This window comes from Candidatus Nitrosopumilus sp. SW, assembly GCF_006740685.1.
Taxonomy (GTDB): domain Archaea; phylum Thermoproteota; class Nitrososphaeria; order Nitrososphaerales; family Nitrosopumilaceae; genus Nitrosopumilus.
The window spans coordinates 732,395-748,647 of record NZ_CP035425.1; the positions used below are offsets into that span (position 1 = coordinate 732,395).

Here is a 16,253-nt window from a genome sequence, read left to right on the forward strand (position 1 = left end):
AACCAGTTGTTTCATCAGAGACTTTGTTGTAGTTTAGCAAATTATGAAGCAATATCTTCAAAACAAGAAAAATTGAGAATTGATAATTTGAAATTGATAATAAAGCGATCTAAATTAGTGGAAAATGAATGTGATGACATAATGAAATTTTTATTAATAGAATAAAGGTAGCAATTATGAATTGTCTGAATTTGATAGTCTAATTGAAAAATTAATTGAACAAAAACCAGAACTAACTAGAGAAATCATTGAGGAGCAAATAAAACTAAAAAAAGAAAAAATTGGTGCAGGATATCTAACTGATCAAGGGGCATTATTCTTAATTGCATCAGATTATGGGGTAACATTATCAGGACCACTAAAAGTTGAAATGAGTCTAAAAGATCTCTATGCAGGAGCAAAAGAAATTTCATTAGAAACTAGAGTTTTGAATTTATCCCCTGCAAAACAATTTTCAAGAAAAGATGGTTCTCCATTTTATCTTAGAACAATGACAGTGTATGATGATGTAAACTCTACAGCAAGTGTAAAATTATGGGATGAAAAAGCAAACCTTCCAGGAATTGAAAATCTAAAACCAGGAGATTTGATTAAAATCATCAAGGCTTATGTTAAATCAGATCTTGATGGTTCACCAACAATCAATATCGGTTCAGGTTCTAATTTGGAAACTACTGATTCAGCAAGCGAGATTCCAACCATTGACACAATTACAAAAGATGTAAGTGAATTACAAGAAGGTCAAAAAGACCTGGTTGTTTTAGGAGAAATTGATGGTGTTATTAGCAGTATGGAATTTACAAACTCTAGAGGCATGCCTGGAAAAGCATTGAGAATGAGGCTAAAAGGCAAAGACGGAAGTGGAATGAGAGTGGTTCTATGGGGAAAAGATGAATCATCAATTCCAAATATGATCTCACAGTCAGCTAAAGTAAGATTACTTGGTGTCAAAGTCAAATCAGGAAATCAAGGATTAGAAATTCATGGAAATGATGCGACAATTATCGAGATTGAAGGCGGAAAAGAAGCAGAACCAGTAATTGCAAGAGTTCTATCAATATCACCAACAGAAAATGGAAGAAACATGATTTTAGCTGTAGATAACAAAAAAAATCTATACAACATTAGTGACTCATCAAACTCAACTAGCATTTGTGTAGAAGGAGATATCATAGAATGTATGCCATCAAAAGTTTACGGAAATTCAATTACGCTTGATGAAAATTCCTTTGTAAGGAAACTAGAAAATGATGAGAATATTCCTTCATTATCTCAAATTAGAACAAAAATCAATGATGTTAAAGTTGATGGAAATTACTGCATAGAAGCAATAATTTTAAAAGTTCCAGAACGACGTGAAGTTCAAACAAAAACTGGCGAATCAATTGCACTTTCAGAAATGTTTGTCGAAGATGATACTGGACAAATTTGGGTAAAAGGATGGAGAAATCAAGCTAGATTAATTGACAAATGTGAATTAGGAGAAATTGTTTCAATCACAGGTCTCAATGCAAAAGCTGGATTAGAAGGAAGGATAGAGATGTTCTTAACAGCATTTTCTAAAATTACAAAAAAGAATTAAGAATCCCAAAAACCTCTAGTAACTACATACTGCCTTTCTGCCTCATAGATCTGTTTGAATAAGTGTTCTTCATCAACCATATTCCGAAGAATTCTTGCAGCAGTGTCTGCACCCACACCATAACCGGACATGACAATAATAGCAGTTTTACCAAAATTCTCTACTAAAGAAGACACCTTCCAGGCACGATCTGCCTTATGTTTTTCCTCACTAGTCAATTTTTTACCCTCATGTTTTTTTCTAATAATTTTTGAGAGATCATAGTCAGAGTAAAATGTTGTAGTAATTTGTCGTCCTTTACAATATGGACAAATTAAGATATTCTTTACTTCGTTTGTTTCAACAACACGTTCCCATTTTCCACATCTAGCACAAATTAAACGATGTTTTGTTTTTTCGAGTCTAGCTTTTACAAGATCTAAAATTCCTTTATCAAGATTTGCAGGAGAAGAATAGTATTTTGACGTATGATCTAAGATAGGCTCTGCCAATTTTGAAAATTGATCAACTTCTAACCATTTTACATGAATTTGATCTTCACGAATTTCTTTTAAAATTTTATCAGTATTTTTGAGATCATATTTATCATGGAATAATTCACGTAATGCTTCTTGAACAAGTGCAGTTTTTGAATATCTTTCATACAAAAATCGTGCAGATTTTCTTTCATAAACTGCGCCACGTCCTACAATACCAAACTTTTTTGCAACACACCAAGTTCTCCAATTAACATTATGGGTACCGGCAAGAGATGCACTAACCATAGAAAATAAGTCATAATCATCTTTTAAAACTTCTAGAAATAATTTTTCAGATATTCTTGAACGTGAAGATAGCACTATACGATAACCATCAGAACGTGAATCTACAACAGAACCCAACATGGAAGACAACATAGAAGAGAGCAATGTAGAAAGTGTAGAATTAATTTTTGTACCAAAACAAGAGTGAAGCACAATTGATCCTTGAGATCTATTTGATTCAATCACTATGGTATTCTCATCAGAAATTTCATTAAAATTTAATTTTTCAATTGTTTTGTTTGTTAATTGAAGTAAGCCTGAACGCACTTTACTTCTAAAATTACCCACTTTTCTAGCAGTCTTATAATCAATAGGAATATTTTCACCTTCCCAATATGGAACAGTAATTCCTCCACCTCTAAACGGCTCAACATTTACAGTAAATGATTTCTCATCAACATTTAGAATTCTCCATTGTGAGCCTTTTAGAACAAAAATATTTCCAGAATCACCATAATCACCTACAAATCTCTGATCTAAACTTCCGATGATTTTTTTCCCTACACTATCAAACACTTTGAATTTGAGAATGTCGGGGATGGTAGAAAGATTTTCAAAATAATATTTGAAAGAACGACCTTTCTTCCAAAAAGTCATCTTTGTTCTATCAAAAAATATCAAATAATTTGAATCAAGTAAATCTAGAACACCTACAAGTTCTTCTAATTTTAGATTTCTAAATGGATAAGCTTGAGTAATCAAATCAAATGCTTTTTCAATTGAAATTTCTCCAATTTGCATTGCAAGCCCAACAAGATGATGAGCCAGAACGTCAAGTGAACCATCATGAATTTTTTGCTCCTCAATAGAACCCTCTTGAATTCTTTGAAGTATTGCTTGCGCTTCGTATTCATCATCAGAGTTATTTGTAATGATTAATCCTTTAGCAGAGGCATTACGATTATGTCTGCTTCTACCTATTCTTTGAACCAATTTAGACACTTGTCGAGGCGAGCCATAATGAATAACTAATTCAACAGAACCAATATCCAACCCTAATTCAAGAGAAGAAGTACAAACAACAATTCCTCGTTTTCCTTCACGTAAATTTTGTTCAGTCTCTTCTCTGACTTCTTTTGAAAGAGAACCATGATGCAACTCAATTGGAATAGTAGATTTTTCTTTAAGTATTGAGGCTAGAAACTCAGATTCTCCTCTGGTGTTTGTAAATAAGAGAATAGGAGAATCTAAATTTAATTCAGACACATGTTCAATGATTTTTTCTGCAACATCAGAAATTGTTCCATCTACATATTTTATGTCTACATCATATTTTCTTACAGAAGTATCTCTAATTATTTCACATTTTCTTTTGGTACCTACAACAAATTTTCCTGCTTCCTCAAAATTCCCAACAGTAGCAGATAAGCCTATTTTTGTAAGTGGGAATTTGGAATTATATTCCAATCGCTCAATACTTAGAGAGAGTTGAGTGCCTCGTTCACTAGACAATAATTCATGTACCTCATCAATTACAATCCATTCTAAATCAGATAGTGCCTCAAGATATTTGACTTGAGTTAAAAGAATAACCAAAGTTTCAGGAGTTGTAATTAGAACATCAGGAGGATTTTCAGTAATTTTTTTTCTATCTTTTTGTGTTGTGTCACCATGTCTGATTTCAATACTCAATTCACTTTGATGCGCATATTTTGTAATTCTTCGAAAAACATCTCGATTTAATGCACGCAAAGGAGTAATGTAGAGAGCTTTTATTTTTCCTGTTTTTTTGGAATTTTTTAATAAAGAGAAAATTGGAATGACAGAGCATTCTGTCTTTCCAGAACCAGTAGGGGCAATAACTAAGCAATCTTTTTTTTTCAGAATTATAGGAGAAGCCTTTTTTTGAATTTCAGTTAGATTGGAAAAACCAAAATTCTCAAACAGAGATTCAGGAATCAGATTCATCTGGTGTTTTAGATCGTGATCTTTCATAAACAATTACACCAACTAGTCCTATTGCAAACATCACTATAGTAATAGTTGGAAGATAATCAAAAATATCTGCCATTGTTTACCTTCTTACAGGAGTGTTAAATATCTTCAGGAACACATGATAATCCTGATTTGTTAATTGTATATGAAAATGAATTTTCTACAAAAGGTGAATAGATTTTTCCATTGAATTTTGAGGAATTTTTTGTAAGATGTATTTTGATATGAGTAAATGGATCGATTGCACTTTTCATATTTTCAATTTCTTTTCCATCCAAATTTCTTATCATATTAGTGATGACGACAGGGATTTTGTTAGATATTGCAAAATTAGACAAATCATGCATATATTTCATAAACAAAGAATTTTTTTCAAAAACAGCTTCATTTTTTTGATATTCATACGAAAACAAATCAGTTACATTATCAATTACAATTAATGAGAAATTTTTGTCAATATTTTTTATTGAGTTAATTTGTTCAGAGGTGTTAGTTAATCTGGAAACAGTAATTTTGTTAAGAAAATTAAATTGAGGTTCAGATGTTTTTTGGATATCCAATATTCTTTCAGGTCTAAAACCCCCTGTTGTATCAAAATACAGGACATGGCCCCCATTTTTGATAGAATTTATTGTCAATTGTAATAATAGTTGGGTTTTTCCCGTTCCATTTTTTCCAAAAATATCTACAATTATTCCATCTGGAATTCCTCCAGATAGAGATTTATCTAATTTTTGTAATCCAGTTGAGATCATTTGTGTTATTATTAGAAAAGGAAGAAAAAATTTAAGGAATTTCTGTTTTCTCAAAGGAGGTAAGGCTTTTATTCTAGAGAACAAAGTTGCAAAACAAGTGAACAATTAGTGTCTCAATCAAATAGCGCAAAAAGACCTCTAACAACTCTTCAAAAAAGCACAAAGAAGAAAGTTACTGTAAGACTGAAAAATGAAGTCGAATACAAAGGTAAAATGGATAATGTTGATTCATACATGAATTTGATAATGACAGATGCTGAAGAACTACATGAAGGCAAAACTATCGCAAACTATGGCAGAGTTATCGTAAGAGGTAACAATGTATTATTCATCAAACTAGAAAATGAACTCTAGTGGGTAGTGAGTTTTATGACAAATAATTTTCTATTTACGTCTGAATCAGTAACAGAAGGACATCCAGACAAAATTTGTGATAATATTTCTGATGCGTTTTTAGATGAATTTCTTAAGCAAGATCCAGAATCAAGAGTTGCAGTTGAAACAATGGTTACTACAGATTTTGTTGCGGTTGCAGGAGAAGTAACATCTAAAGCAAATTTTGATAAAAAAGCTCAAGAAGAACTTGTCAGAAAAACCATACGAGAAATTGGATATGATAATAAAGATTTGATGTTCGATACAGAATCTTGTGAAGTGACTTTACGTCTTCATTCACAAAGTCCAGATATCAGTCAAGGGGTTACAGCTACTGAAGAAAAGGAACAAGGTGCAGGAGATCAAGGATTGATGTTTGGGTATGCTACAAATGAAACAGAAGAACTTATGCCAATGCCCATATTGCTCTCACAAAAACTTGCACAAAAATTATCCGAAGTAAGAAAAAATAATACACTACCATGGGCAAGACCAGATGGAAAAACTCAAGTTTCTGTAAGATATGAAGATGACAAACCAACTAAAATTGAAACAGTAGTTGTTTCCACTCAACATGCACCAGAAATTTCCCAAGAAGAGATTTCAAAAGAAGTTATTGATAAGGTGATTAAACCAGTATTAGGAAATCTATGGAATGATGATATCAAAATTCACATCAATCCAACTGGAAAATTTGTAATTGGAGGACCACATGGAGATGCAGGTCTTACTGGAAGAAAGATTATTGTGGATACTTATGGGGGATTTGGAAGACATGGAGGAGGAGCTTTCTCTGGTAAAGATCCGTCAAAAGTTGACAGATCAGCTTGTTACATGTGTAGGTATATTGCAAAAAATTTGGTTGCAGCAGGTCTTGCAGATAGATGTGAAGTTCAACTTGCATACGCAATTGGAGTTGCAGAACCAGTATCATTATACGTCAACACATTTGGAACAAACAAGATTCCTGAAAATCAAATCGAAGATTTAGTTAGAAAGAATTTTGATATGAAACCATCTGGAATTATTTCACAATTAGACTTGAAAAGGCCAATTTACAAAAAAACAGCATCATATGGTCATTTTGGAAGAAACGAGCCAGAGTTTGGTTGGGAAAAAACAAACAAAGTTGATGTGCTAAAGCAAGGCGCCGGTCTTTAACAATTCTTTAACTGATTGAAAATTTATTTTTGATAAATTTCTGAGTTTTTCGTGATCTCCAACGAAATTTCCAACCAGAATATTGAGATCATCTACCCCATAATCAAATTTTGAGTCAGTTATTGCAAGATTGTATGCTTTTTCAATATCAACATAACATAGTTTGATTTTTTTCTTTTGTAGGAATAATTGAATGTATTTTTCAAATGAAATTATTTCAGGACCAACAAGATCTATTATTTTATTTTTAAATTTCTTATCAACAATAGATTGAAAAATTATTTTTGTAACATCATTTATTGAAATTGGTTGGATGGAATATTTTCCAGAACCAGGAATAATGATTTCATCTTTTTTAATAGATTTCTTCAAGTATTTAGTGAAAAGATCATCTTTGCCTACAATATATGAAGGTCGAAAAATTGTATAATCAATTTTTGAATTAATAATAGATTTTTCAGACTTGTATTTTGATATAAAATATCCAACACAGGTATCAGAAGATACACCTAATCCACTTGCATAAACAAATTTTTTGATTTTTGCTTTTTTAGATAAGCTAACAATTTTTCGTGTCAGTTGAAAATTAATTGATTCATAATCAGTGTTTACAGATTGCTTCCCAATTCCTATAAGATGAATTAAAGCATCAGATTTTTTTATTTTGGGAAGAAGTGATTTTTGATCATAGTTTTTAGAGACAATTTTTGTTTCATTTTTGAAGGATTTAAAATTTTTTCTAGATATTGAAATAAGATGAATGTTTTTTTCAGACAAATACTTTCTAAGATTTTTTGCCACAAACCCATTAGCACCAGTAATCACTATTTGAAGAGGTTTATCCATAAGAATTTCAAGTAGTTTTTATTTTAAATCTATTTGGAAAATAAAAAATGCTAAACAAGAGTTAATACAGCAAAATGAATACACCAGTTGTGGCAGAAGAAAAAAAGCTAAGAACAGGGTATACAACAGGAAGTTCTGCTACTGCAGCATCGAAAGCAGCATTGTTATCAATTATCAAACAACAAAATATTGAAGAAGTTGGAATTACCTTACCTAAAAAATCTACAATTAAGATTCCCGTTAATTCATGTAAATTTGAAAAAAATAAGGCAAAATGTTCTGTGATAAAGGATGGAGGAGATGATCCAGATGTCACACATGGTGCTGAAATCATAGTTGAAGTAACACTCAATGATAACAAAAATCAAATTGAAATCGATGGTGGAGAAGGAGTAGGCATAGTAACTAAACCAGGTTTAGGTTTAGAAATCAACAAACCGGCTATTAACCCAGTTCCAAAAAAAATGATTACAGAAAATCTTCAAGAAATAGGAGAAAACATCCTAAAAGAAAAAGGAATTAGAGTTGTAATATCAGTTCCAAAAGGTAAAGAATTAGGACCAAAAACAGACAATCCTAGATTAGGTATCAAAGATGGAATTTCGATTTTAGGTACAAGTGGTATAGTAATTCCATTTTCAACTGCATCATATGCTGCATCAATTAGACAAAATTTGGATGTTTCAATTGCTATGGGAAATGATACAGTAGTGTTAACAACTGGAGGACGAAGTGAAGATTTTGCAAAAAAGATCATAGATCTACCAGAACATTGTTTTGTACAGATGGGAGACTTTTCTGGATATACAATTCAACAATGTGGTAAAAAGAATATCAAAAAAGCATATGTTGTTGGATTTATTGGAAAACTTGCAAAGATGGCAGCAGGAGTTAAACAAACTCATGTCAAAGGTTCAAAAGTGGATATGAATTTTCTAGCAGAATTAGCAAAAAAAGTCAATGCAGATGAAAAAATTATTGATATTATTAAAAAAGCAAATACAGCAAGACATGTATCAGAAATTATTCAAGAAAATAACATAGAGGGATTTTTTGAATTAATATGTGCTGAAGTGTATAGGCATATGAGAAAACACAGTGAAGAAAAAGTTCCAATCGATGTAATATTGTTTGATTTTGAAGGAAATATCTTGGCAAGAGAACCAAGAGGGTAAGGTATTTTATTAAATCAACAAAGTTTTGAGTATGGAAAGAATTTCAGTTCTTGCAATTACCAAAAATGGCATAAATATTGGTCAAAACATCAAAAAATTTTTTCCAAAATGGACTATTTTTGCGCCATCTAAGTTTTCTAACCGAGATGATTCTATAACATGGTATTCAGAGCCTACATCAGAGAAAATTGTTGAACTTTTCAAGAAAAATGATGCCTTAATCTGTCTATTTTCTCTAGGAGCAGTAATTCGATTAATTGCACCTTATCTTAAAGACAAAAAGACAGATCCTGCAGTAATTGTAATTGATGATAAAACAAATTTTGTAATTAGTGTATTATCAGGACACATAGGTGGCGCAAATGAGCTTACTGAAAAAATTGCAGAAAAATTACAAGCGCAACCAGTAATCACTACAGCTGCAGATGTAAACAAGACTATTGCTGTAGATTTACTTGGAAAAAATTTTGGGTGGGAGATTGAAGATGATTCAAGTGTTACTAGAATTAGTGCACATATGGTAAATGAAGAACCAATAGGGGTTTTTCAAGATGCAGGAGAAAAAAATTGGTATAAACAATTACCAAAAAATGTTTCATTATACAATACGATAGAAGAATTAAAAAATTCAAAATCGAAATCAAATTTAATAATTTCAGATAAAATTATTGAAAATGATTTAGTATCTGAATCAATTATTTACAGGCCTCTTAGTTTAGTGATTGGGATTGGTCTACACTGGGATACTTCAAAAGAAACGATCATGGATGGCATCAATGATTGTCTGAAAAAATTCAAACTTAGTTCAAAATCAATAGCAAAACTGGTTTCTATAAAAAAACCTGAAGACGTACAAGGTTTGATAGACGCAGGAAAACAAATGGGAATTCCAGTTGAATATGTAGAAAGAGAAGATTTAGCTAAAGTTACAGCCCCCAATCCTTCGGATACTGTAAAAGCATTTGAGGGAACATCTAGTGTTTCAGAAGCAGCAGCAATTCTAGTATCAAAGGGTAAATTAATTGTAGAAAAGCAGAAATTCCCGCCAAATTTGACTATAGCCATAGCGAGGATTGAAAATTGAAACGAGGGTTATTGATTATCGATAGAGGAAGTAGAGAAAGAGAAGCTTCTGAGGAATTAGAGACTATTTGTGTAGGCATCAAGGCTAAAGGAGACTACGTTTTTACAGATTATTGCTTTTTAGAGGTAGAACCACCATTTATTGAAGATGGTATTTCAAAATGCCTCAAAGAGGATATTGATTCTTTAACAATAGTTCCATATTTTCTGTATCCAGGAAAAAAAGTAAAAATTGCAGTTACTGATGTAATGAAATTACAGAAAGATACTGAAGTAAAATTCTTAGTAACAAAACCAATGAGCATGCACAAAACTTTGGTAGATATTGTTGAGAGCAGAATTGCAACTACTCTTAAAGAAAATAATATTACATTACCTAACAAAGATGTTGATGTAATGATAATTGGTCATGGTAGTAAAGATCCAAATGCTCAAAGATCATTAAGTTACATTGTAGACGAGTTACAAAATTCTTACAGAAATGTAAGTCGTTGTTGGTTAGAGATTGAACAACCAGATATTTTTGAAGGAATTAAAAAATGCAAAAAAGATCAACCAAAGGTATTGATAATTGTATTTTATTTCTTACATGAAGGTGCACATGTTAAAACTGACATCAATAATGATTTAATTCCAGCACTAAAAGATTCAAATCTTAAAGATACTTTTATTACAAAACATATTGGAACTGATGAAAAAATTATTGATTTAATTATTGAGAGGGCAAAAGAGGTAGAAGATGCAAACTAAGAAAGGTCAATCAATTGAAGATGCAAGTATGCAAATGATTGAAGATGAAATTGGTTCTCATTCATATAATGAAAAAGAATGGCCTATTGTAAGAAGAATCATTCACTCTACAGCGGATTTTGATTTTGCAGATAAAAATAAAATAATTTTTCATAAAGATGCAATTGAAAGTGGAATGAAAGCTTTGAAGAATGGTTGCAGTATTGTTGTTGATGTTAATGGAGTAATTGGGGGCTAAACAAACAAAATCCTAAAGATTTTGGGAATGAAATTGTTTGTAATATATCAAAGCCTGAAATTATGGAATTGGCAAAGAGAGAGAGAGAAACACGATCTCAGGTATCAATGAGGGCTGCAAAATCAGAAATTGATGGAGGAATTGTAGCCATAGGAAATGCACCTACAGCCCTACAAGAGGTGATAAAAATGGTAAAAGAAGGGGTTGTCAAGCCTGCACTCATCATAGGGATTCCAGTAGGTTTCATTTGTGCTGCAGAATCAAAGGAAGAATTATCTAAATTAGAGGAAGTTCCATTTATCACAAATTTAGGAAGAAAAGGTGGTAGTTCTTCAGCTTCTGCAATAATTAATGCAATTTTCAAGTTAATTCGAGCAGAATCAGCTTCTTGAGTACTTTATACAGTTTTTAACAAAGTCTCTTGCATAATTAGAACTATCAAAATAAAGATGGCCATATGAGGCAAGAGAATTGTATTGAATTAATCCATCTTTGTGATTCTTTATTCCGTCACCAATTTCTAACTCATAAGCAAACTTTGAGTCAGAAGATACAGAATCTAATTTAGAATAATGAAATTCATGACCTTGAATACCATGTGGTTTTTCAGAAATTATTGAATGATTAATTTTTCCTTTAGTATAATTTAGTTTCATCCGTTTTGTCATAGAAGTTTCTGCATCAAAGATACCAACCATTTTATGTTTTTTATTTTCTGATGAAATGGATTTTGTAAGATACATTAATCCTCCACATTCTGCATAAATTGGATGATTGTCTTCAGCAAGATTTTTGATAAGTTTTTTCATAGTTTGATTTTTTGCTAATTTTGATCCTAAAATTTCTGGGAATCCACCACCAATGTATAATCCATCACATTTGGGAATTCTTTTGTCATTTACAGGACTAAAAAACTTCAAGGATGCGCCTTCTCTTCGAAGAGATTCTAAATTATCTTGATAATAGAAATTAAATGATGTATCTAATGCTACTGCAATTGTTGTTTTTTGTTTTTTGTAAGTAGGTTTTGAGATTCTTTGAAGTTCAGAAGTATTTTTTGAGATTTTTATAATTTGTTGAATGTCTAAATTTTTTGAAATTATTTTTGAGATTTTTTGAATTTTAGCATATAGTGTTTTGCTATCTAAAGTAGAGAACAATCCCAAATGTCTTGAGTCTAGGCTAAGAAGAGGGTCTTTTGGTATTATGCCTACTATTGGAAGTTTTGTTTTTAGTAGAGCTTGCCTACATAAATTTTCATGTTTTTTACTTCCTATTTTATTAAGAATAATGGCTGAAATTCTAGAATTTCTATGAAATTTTTGAAATCCTAATGCAGTTGCAGCAATAGAGCGAGCAGTTTTACTGGCATCAAGAATCAAAATTACAGGTGATTTTGTTATAGAAGATACATGATGTGTACTAGCATAGTTTGAGTCACCGCCAAACCCATCATAGAATCCCATTACACCTTCAATTACAGATACATTGGATTTTGAGTTTGAAATAAAACTAGACAACAAATGATTTTTTCCCATTAACCAAACATCCAAGTTGAATGTTTCATTTTTAGAAATACTTGAAAGATAACTTGGATCTATATAATCAGGACCTACTTTGAATGGTTGAACAGAAAGTCCTTGTTTTTGAAGTGCATGTATTATTGAACATGTTATGGATGTTTTTCCAACTCCACTACTGGCACCTGCTAAAACAATTCTTGGAATTTTCAATTGCATGAATACCATTATTTTTTTATTTAAATCGATGTATTTAGAAAATACTCAATGTTTTTAGTTAGATAATCAAATTGAATATCATGAGCGGGGGTTTAACAATTGTTTACACTGGAAAGGGTAAAGGTAAAACAACTGCAGCGTTGGGACTAGCATTAAGAGCATCAGGTTATGATAAAAAGATCTGCATGATCCAATTTATCAAAGGTTCATGGCATTATGGGGAAATGGATTCAACAAAAAAACTCGAACCAGGATTTGAGATGGTTGCAGTTGGAAAAGGATTTGTAGGAATTATTGATGACAAAAGCCCAAAAGAAGATCATGAAAAAGTTGCCAAAGAAGCAATTAAAATCAGTAATGAAAAAATTCAATCAGGAAAATATGATATTGTGATTTTAGATGAAATCAACTATGCAGTAAATTTGAACTTGATTGCTGTAGATGATGTGTTAAAATTGATAAAATCAAAGCCGGAGAACATAGATTTGGTTCTAACAGGAAATTATGCAAAAGAAGAAGTAATAGAAATTGCAGATCTAGTCACAGAAATGAAGGAGGTTAAGCATCCATTTCAGAAAGGAATCAAAGCAAAGAAAGGGATAGATTTCTAGCCAGCAACATTAATTTACACAGTTAGGAGTTTTAGAAGAAATGTCTACAGAAGTTCAAGAGATGCCTGAACAGGGAGAAATTGTTCTTGCCACAGTAACTAAAGTCATGGATCATGGCGCATATGTTACACTAGATGAATATGATAATTTACAAGGATTTTTACATATTTCAGAGATTGCTCCAGGTTGGATAAGATCAGTTAATAGATTTGTAAAAGATGGAGAGAAGAAAGTCCTTCTTGTAAAAAAAGTAAATCCACAAAGAGGTGATATTGATCTTTCATTGAAACAAGTTTCAAAAGATCAGAAAAAACAAAAACTAAAAGAAGTTAAAAAATTTGAGAAAGGAAAAACTCTATTACAGAATGTTCAAGAAAAAGCAAAATTATCCGATGAGGATGTTGAAAAACTAGAAGACAGTATTTATTCAAAATATGATTCAGTATATGATGCATTCATTGATATTGGAAGAAATGGAATTAATTCAGTCAAGGAGTTAAAGATTCCAAAGAAAACTGCAACTGTTATTGAAGAAATTTGTTCAAAAATCAAACTTCCATCTGTAGAAATTAGAGGAATTATGGAGATTACAAATTCAAAATCAGATGGGATTGAAATTATTAAGAAAACTCTTTTAGATGAATTAAAAAAAGACTCTACGATAGATATAACATATTTGGGTGCACCAAAATACAGGTTATCAATAACTTCAGAAGATTTTAAATCTGCAGAAAAGTCATTAAAACCAATAATTGCAGATATCCAATCTAACATAGAAAAGAAAAAAGGATCATTCAAATTCACTAGAGAAGAGTCAAAGAAAACTCGAGAGAATTAAAATGCGATTTCAATTAAGAAAATGTACCAAATGTTTTCAATATACACTTAAAGAAAAATGTCCCAAATGTAATGAACAAACAGTTTCTGCACATCCAGCAAAGTTTTCACCTGATGATAAATACATGAGATATAGATTAGCTGAAAGATACAATTAAAAAATTAATCTAATGGGACATAATCTTTGTTAATTTCATAAATGAAAATGCCTATAACAGCTTCACCCTTTGATGCATCGTAACTTGGTGAAGAGTAAACTAGTCTTAATGGACCATCACCATCCTGAGGAAATTTTATATCTTTTTCATAAATTGCAGTAAAACCAGGTTGATATGATAATGATTGTTGGTTTGTTTGGAAATTAACATAGCCTAGTAAATTAAATGGAATCATTTTTCCTAGTAAGGTGTTATTCCAAAAATGATCGGTTCCACTAATACCGTCATTCTGAAGGTGTTTATCCAAAGGTTCACCTGCTATTCTCATAAACCATTGTTTCTTTGATTCATCACCACCTCCATCCAAAATATAGAGGGGTTGATTTTCATTTCCATCAAGAGTCAACCTTTGTCCAGCTACAAAAATTACAAAATAATCTGCTTCCATCTCTTGTAACATTCTCCAACTCTCATTAGGGGAAGAAAGGAAAATCTTTGCAATTTTCTCAATTATCCAAGTATGAATTGTTGAATTATCAGCCAAAGTAGCTCTGTCAGATTTTGTTTGAATCCAATATCCATAATCCCACCACGATGCAACAACAGAATTTGTAGGAGTATTATTTTTGATCCAGTCTAAAGAATCATTCCAGTCATTAGTAGTTACAGCATAAGTTGTTCCACCATTAAGCATGGTGAATGGATTATCACCAACTTGAAATACATTTAGAGGTGAGGCAGAAGTTAGTGGAAGAATTAATAATATTATGACTCCAATTCCAAAAGATAGTTGTAAAACTATATTTTTTAAATTATTAAATTTAGTTGTATTTGAAAAGAATAATTTACATAGAATTGATATTCCTAATGAAGCCAATATTATAACAGATAATGAAGCAAATACTTCTAATCTAAGAAATGCAGATGCAATATAAACACCAGTAATTCCTAGAATTAATGAAAAAGATTTCATGTCATTTTGAATAGTCAAGTATTTAGAATTTTTTAACAACATCCAAATTCCAATAGCAGAAAAAATCATCAGAACTGAATGGAATAAGAAGGAATTTTGAAGCGTAGTAGTGGCATGTTCAGAAACTGAATCGACTAATGCATCATCTGTTGTCAAAAATGGATTTATTGCATTAAGATATCTATGAGATGGTAGTTGAATGAATTCTTCTGATGAGTTCATCACAAGAAAAGTTGAGGCAACGATTAGAAAAGATGCAAGAAAGATCAAGCCATTCCGCATTTTATGTTTTTCATTACTTTTAATTTGAATAATTATGCACAATACAAGAAAAATTGTTGGTAGAAGTAATGCAAATCCACCCAACCCCACTAAGAAATTAGATGTAATTCTTTCAAAGCCTAGAGAGGTAGCAGTTGCAGATAAACTGAAAATTGGAATAGCCCATATCAAAAATTTATGATCTTTTCGTAAGAAAGGTAAAGTTAGGAAAAAAATACCCAGAGGAATTATGAAAAATTGGTTTCCACCCCATGCAGATAAACTCAATATTATAAAAAATCCACTAGAAATAAGTTTAGGTATAGCAATCTTTTGATTTTTTGAATTAATTCCACTTAAGAGAAGGTACAGAGATAAAATAGCAAAAAACAAACCAAGTGGTTCAGATTTAAACCATCCAATAGCACCCCTTGTTAAAATCGGAATAGATATTGAGAATAATAATGCAGATAATAATCCAGCAGAAGTTCCAGCGATTACTCTAACTAATGCAAAAATGACTATAGTTGTCAAAGAACCAAAAATTGCAGGAAAAATGATTGTGAAATCATATAGATTTCCTCCACCGCCAAAAATCCAATAAGTTATAGCAGCAGTAAGATGTAATGCTACTTGTGAAGTTTCAGATACATCTCTACCAATTGGATGCCAACTTAATTCATCATTCCATTCAAAATATGCATCAATTCCATTGTTAACTAAATATTCAGTAGATCTATAATTGAAAAAAGGATCAAATTCATGCAGTTCCCAACCCCATTCTGCAGGTTGAGAACGTACCAAAAAAGAGATTGAAAAAGATAATGAAAGAATGCCAATTACTAATAGATGATTCAATTTAAAATCAAAATTTCCAATCGATATTAAAGTAGAATTAGAATTCAACATTTTTCAACATAAAACTAGGCTTATTACTCTTTATATGAAAATATTATTTATTAGAAATTTTT

General features: G+C 31.2%; 14 protein-coding genes and 1 pseudogene. 10 read left to right on the forward strand and 5 right to left on the reverse strand.

The window, feature by feature from the left end:
* The first annotated feature begins 181 nt into the window (after nt 1–181).
* A complete protein-coding gene (locus tag Nisw_RS04500) occupies nt 182–1,582 on the forward strand; it encodes a single-stranded DNA-binding protein (RefSeq protein ID WP_141976881.1) in 1,401 nt (466 codons plus the stop codon).
* On the opposite strand, the gene Nisw_RS04505 is transcribed toward Nisw_RS04500, so the two are convergent.
* Nucleotides 1,579–4,320: a DEAD/DEAH box helicase gene (locus Nisw_RS04505; RefSeq protein WP_141976883.1), complete on the reverse strand. Its 2,742-nt coding sequence runs from the start codon at nt 4,318–4,320 to the stop codon at nt 1,579–1,581. The two genes, Nisw_RS04500 and Nisw_RS04505, sit on opposite strands and share 4 nt — an antisense overlap.
* 98 nt (nt 4,321–4,418) lie before the next feature.
* Nucleotides 4,419–5,075, reverse strand: coding sequence for an ATPase domain-containing protein (locus tag Nisw_RS04510; protein WP_141976885.1), 657 nt, complete (start codon nt 5,073–5,075; stop codon nt 4,419–4,421).
* Between the two features lie 108 nt (nt 5,076–5,183).
* Between Nisw_RS04510 and Nisw_RS04515 the strand changes: the two genes are divergently transcribed.
* A complete protein-coding gene (locus tag Nisw_RS04515; RefSeq protein WP_012214473.1) occupies nt 5,184–5,429 on the forward strand; it encodes a U6 snRNA-associated Sm-like protein LSm6 in 246 nt (81 codons plus the stop codon).
* A gap of 15 nt (nt 5,430–5,444) precedes the next feature.
* A complete protein-coding gene (gene metK, locus Nisw_RS04520) occupies nt 5,445–6,611 on the forward strand; it encodes a methionine adenosyltransferase (protein ID WP_141976887.1) in 1,167 nt (388 codons plus the stop codon).
* On the opposite strand, the gene Nisw_RS04525 is transcribed toward metK, so the two are convergent.
* Nucleotides 6,588–7,457 carry an NAD-dependent epimerase/dehydratase family protein gene (locus tag Nisw_RS04525; protein ID WP_141976889.1) on the reverse strand — a complete coding sequence of 290 codons (870 nt, stop codon included), beginning with the start codon at nt 7,455–7,457 and terminating at the stop codon, nt 6,588–6,590. The two genes, metK and Nisw_RS04525, sit on opposite strands and share 24 nt — an antisense overlap.
* Nucleotides 7,458–7,531: 74 nt before the next feature.
* On the opposite strand from Nisw_RS04525, the gene Nisw_RS04530 reads away from it, so the two are divergent.
* The 4 genes and pseudogenes from Nisw_RS04530 to Nisw_RS09505 all read left to right on the forward strand — a co-directional run bounded on the left by Nisw_RS04530 (nt 7,532) and on the right by Nisw_RS09505 (nt 11,095).
* Nucleotides 7,532–8,632: a cobalt-precorrin-5B (C(1))-methyltransferase gene (locus Nisw_RS04530; RefSeq protein ID WP_141976891.1), complete on the forward strand. Its 1,101-nt coding sequence runs from the start codon at nt 7,532–7,534 to the stop codon at nt 8,630–8,632.
* Nucleotides 8,633–8,663: 31 nt separating this feature from the next.
* Entirely contained in the window at nt 8,664–9,716 is a 1,053-nt protein-coding gene (locus Nisw_RS04535; RefSeq protein WP_141976893.1) for a cobalt-precorrin 5A hydrolase, read from the forward strand.
* A complete protein-coding gene (locus Nisw_RS04540) occupies nt 9,713–10,465 on the forward strand; it encodes a sirohydrochlorin chelatase (protein WP_141976895.1) in 753 nt (250 codons plus the stop codon). The genes Nisw_RS04535 and Nisw_RS04540 overlap by 4 nt, the downstream gene beginning before the upstream one ends.
* Nucleotides 10,455–11,095 (forward strand): annotated as a pseudogene (locus Nisw_RS09505) (precorrin-8X methylmutase). The gene Nisw_RS04540 and the pseudogene Nisw_RS09505 overlap by 11 nt, the downstream one beginning before the upstream one ends.
* Here Nisw_RS09505 and Nisw_RS04550 read toward each other — a convergent pair.
* Entirely contained in the window at nt 11,084–12,436 is a 1,353-nt protein-coding gene (locus Nisw_RS04550) for a cobyrinate a,c-diamide synthase (protein ID WP_141978503.1), read from the reverse strand. The pseudogene Nisw_RS09505 and the gene Nisw_RS04550 overlap by 12 nt on opposite strands.
* An 86-nt stretch (nt 12,437–12,522) precedes the next feature.
* Here Nisw_RS04550 and cobO point away from each other — a divergent pair, with 86 nt between their 5' ends.
* The 3 genes from cobO to Nisw_RS04565 are packed head-to-tail and all read left to right on the forward strand — an operon-like array spanning nt 12,523 to nt 14,048.
* Nucleotides 12,523–13,053: a cob(I)yrinic acid a,c-diamide adenosyltransferase gene (gene cobO, locus Nisw_RS04555; protein ID WP_141976897.1), complete on the forward strand. Its 531-nt coding sequence runs from the start codon at nt 12,523–12,525 to the stop codon at nt 13,051–13,053.
* Nucleotides 13,054–13,093: 40 nt separating this feature from the next.
* A complete protein-coding gene (locus Nisw_RS04560) occupies nt 13,094–13,891 on the forward strand; it encodes a translation initiation factor IF-2 subunit alpha (protein ID WP_141976899.1) in 798 nt (265 codons plus the stop codon).
* Between the two features lies 1 nt (nt 13,892).
* The gene (locus tag Nisw_RS04565; RefSeq protein ID WP_141976901.1) at nt 13,893–14,048 is read left to right on the forward strand and encodes an RNA-protein complex protein Nop10; all 156 of its coding nucleotides are present in this window, start codon (nt 13,893–13,895) and stop codon (nt 14,046–14,048) included.
* Nucleotides 14,049–14,052: 4 nt separating this feature from the next.
* On the opposite strand, the gene Nisw_RS04570 is transcribed toward Nisw_RS04565, so the two are convergent.
* Nucleotides 14,053–16,188: an STT3 domain-containing protein gene (locus Nisw_RS04570; protein WP_141976903.1), complete on the reverse strand. Its 2,136-nt coding sequence runs from the start codon at nt 16,186–16,188 to the stop codon at nt 14,053–14,055.
* Nucleotides 16,189–16,253 lie beyond the last annotated feature (65 nt).

Excerpts from the sequence above, each read along its gene's own strand:
- cobO (WP_141976897.1), top strand. The coding sequence starts at position 12,523 with ATGAGCGGGGGTTTAACAATTGTTTACACTGGAAAGGGTAAAGGTAAA.
- Nisw_RS04510 (WP_141976885.1), bottom strand. The coding sequence starts at position 5,075 with ATGATCTCAACTGGATTACAAAAATTAGATAAATCTCTATCTGGAGGA.
- Nisw_RS04530 (WP_141976891.1), top strand. The coding sequence starts at position 7,532 with ATGAATACACCAGTTGTGGCAGAAGAAAAAAAGCTAAGAACAGGGTAT.
- Nisw_RS04565 (WP_141976901.1), top strand. The coding sequence starts at position 13,893 with ATGCGATTTCAATTAAGAAAATGTACCAAATGTTTTCAATATACACTT.
- Nisw_RS04525 (WP_141976889.1), bottom strand. The coding sequence starts at position 7,457 with ATGGATAAACCTCTTCAAATAGTGATTACTGGTGCTAATGGGTTTGTG.
- metK (WP_141976887.1), top strand. The coding sequence starts at position 5,445 with ATGACAAATAATTTTCTATTTACGTCTGAATCAGTAACAGAAGGACAT.
- Nisw_RS04505 (WP_141976883.1), bottom strand. The coding sequence starts at position 4,320 with ATGAAAGATCACGATCTAAAACACCAGATGAATCTGATTCCTGAATCT.
- Nisw_RS04560 (WP_141976899.1), top strand. The coding sequence starts at position 13,094 with ATGTCTACAGAAGTTCAAGAGATGCCTGAACAGGGAGAAATTGTTCTT.
- Nisw_RS04535 (WP_141976893.1), top strand. The coding sequence starts at position 8,664 with ATGGAAAGAATTTCAGTTCTTGCAATTACCAAAAATGGCATAAATATT.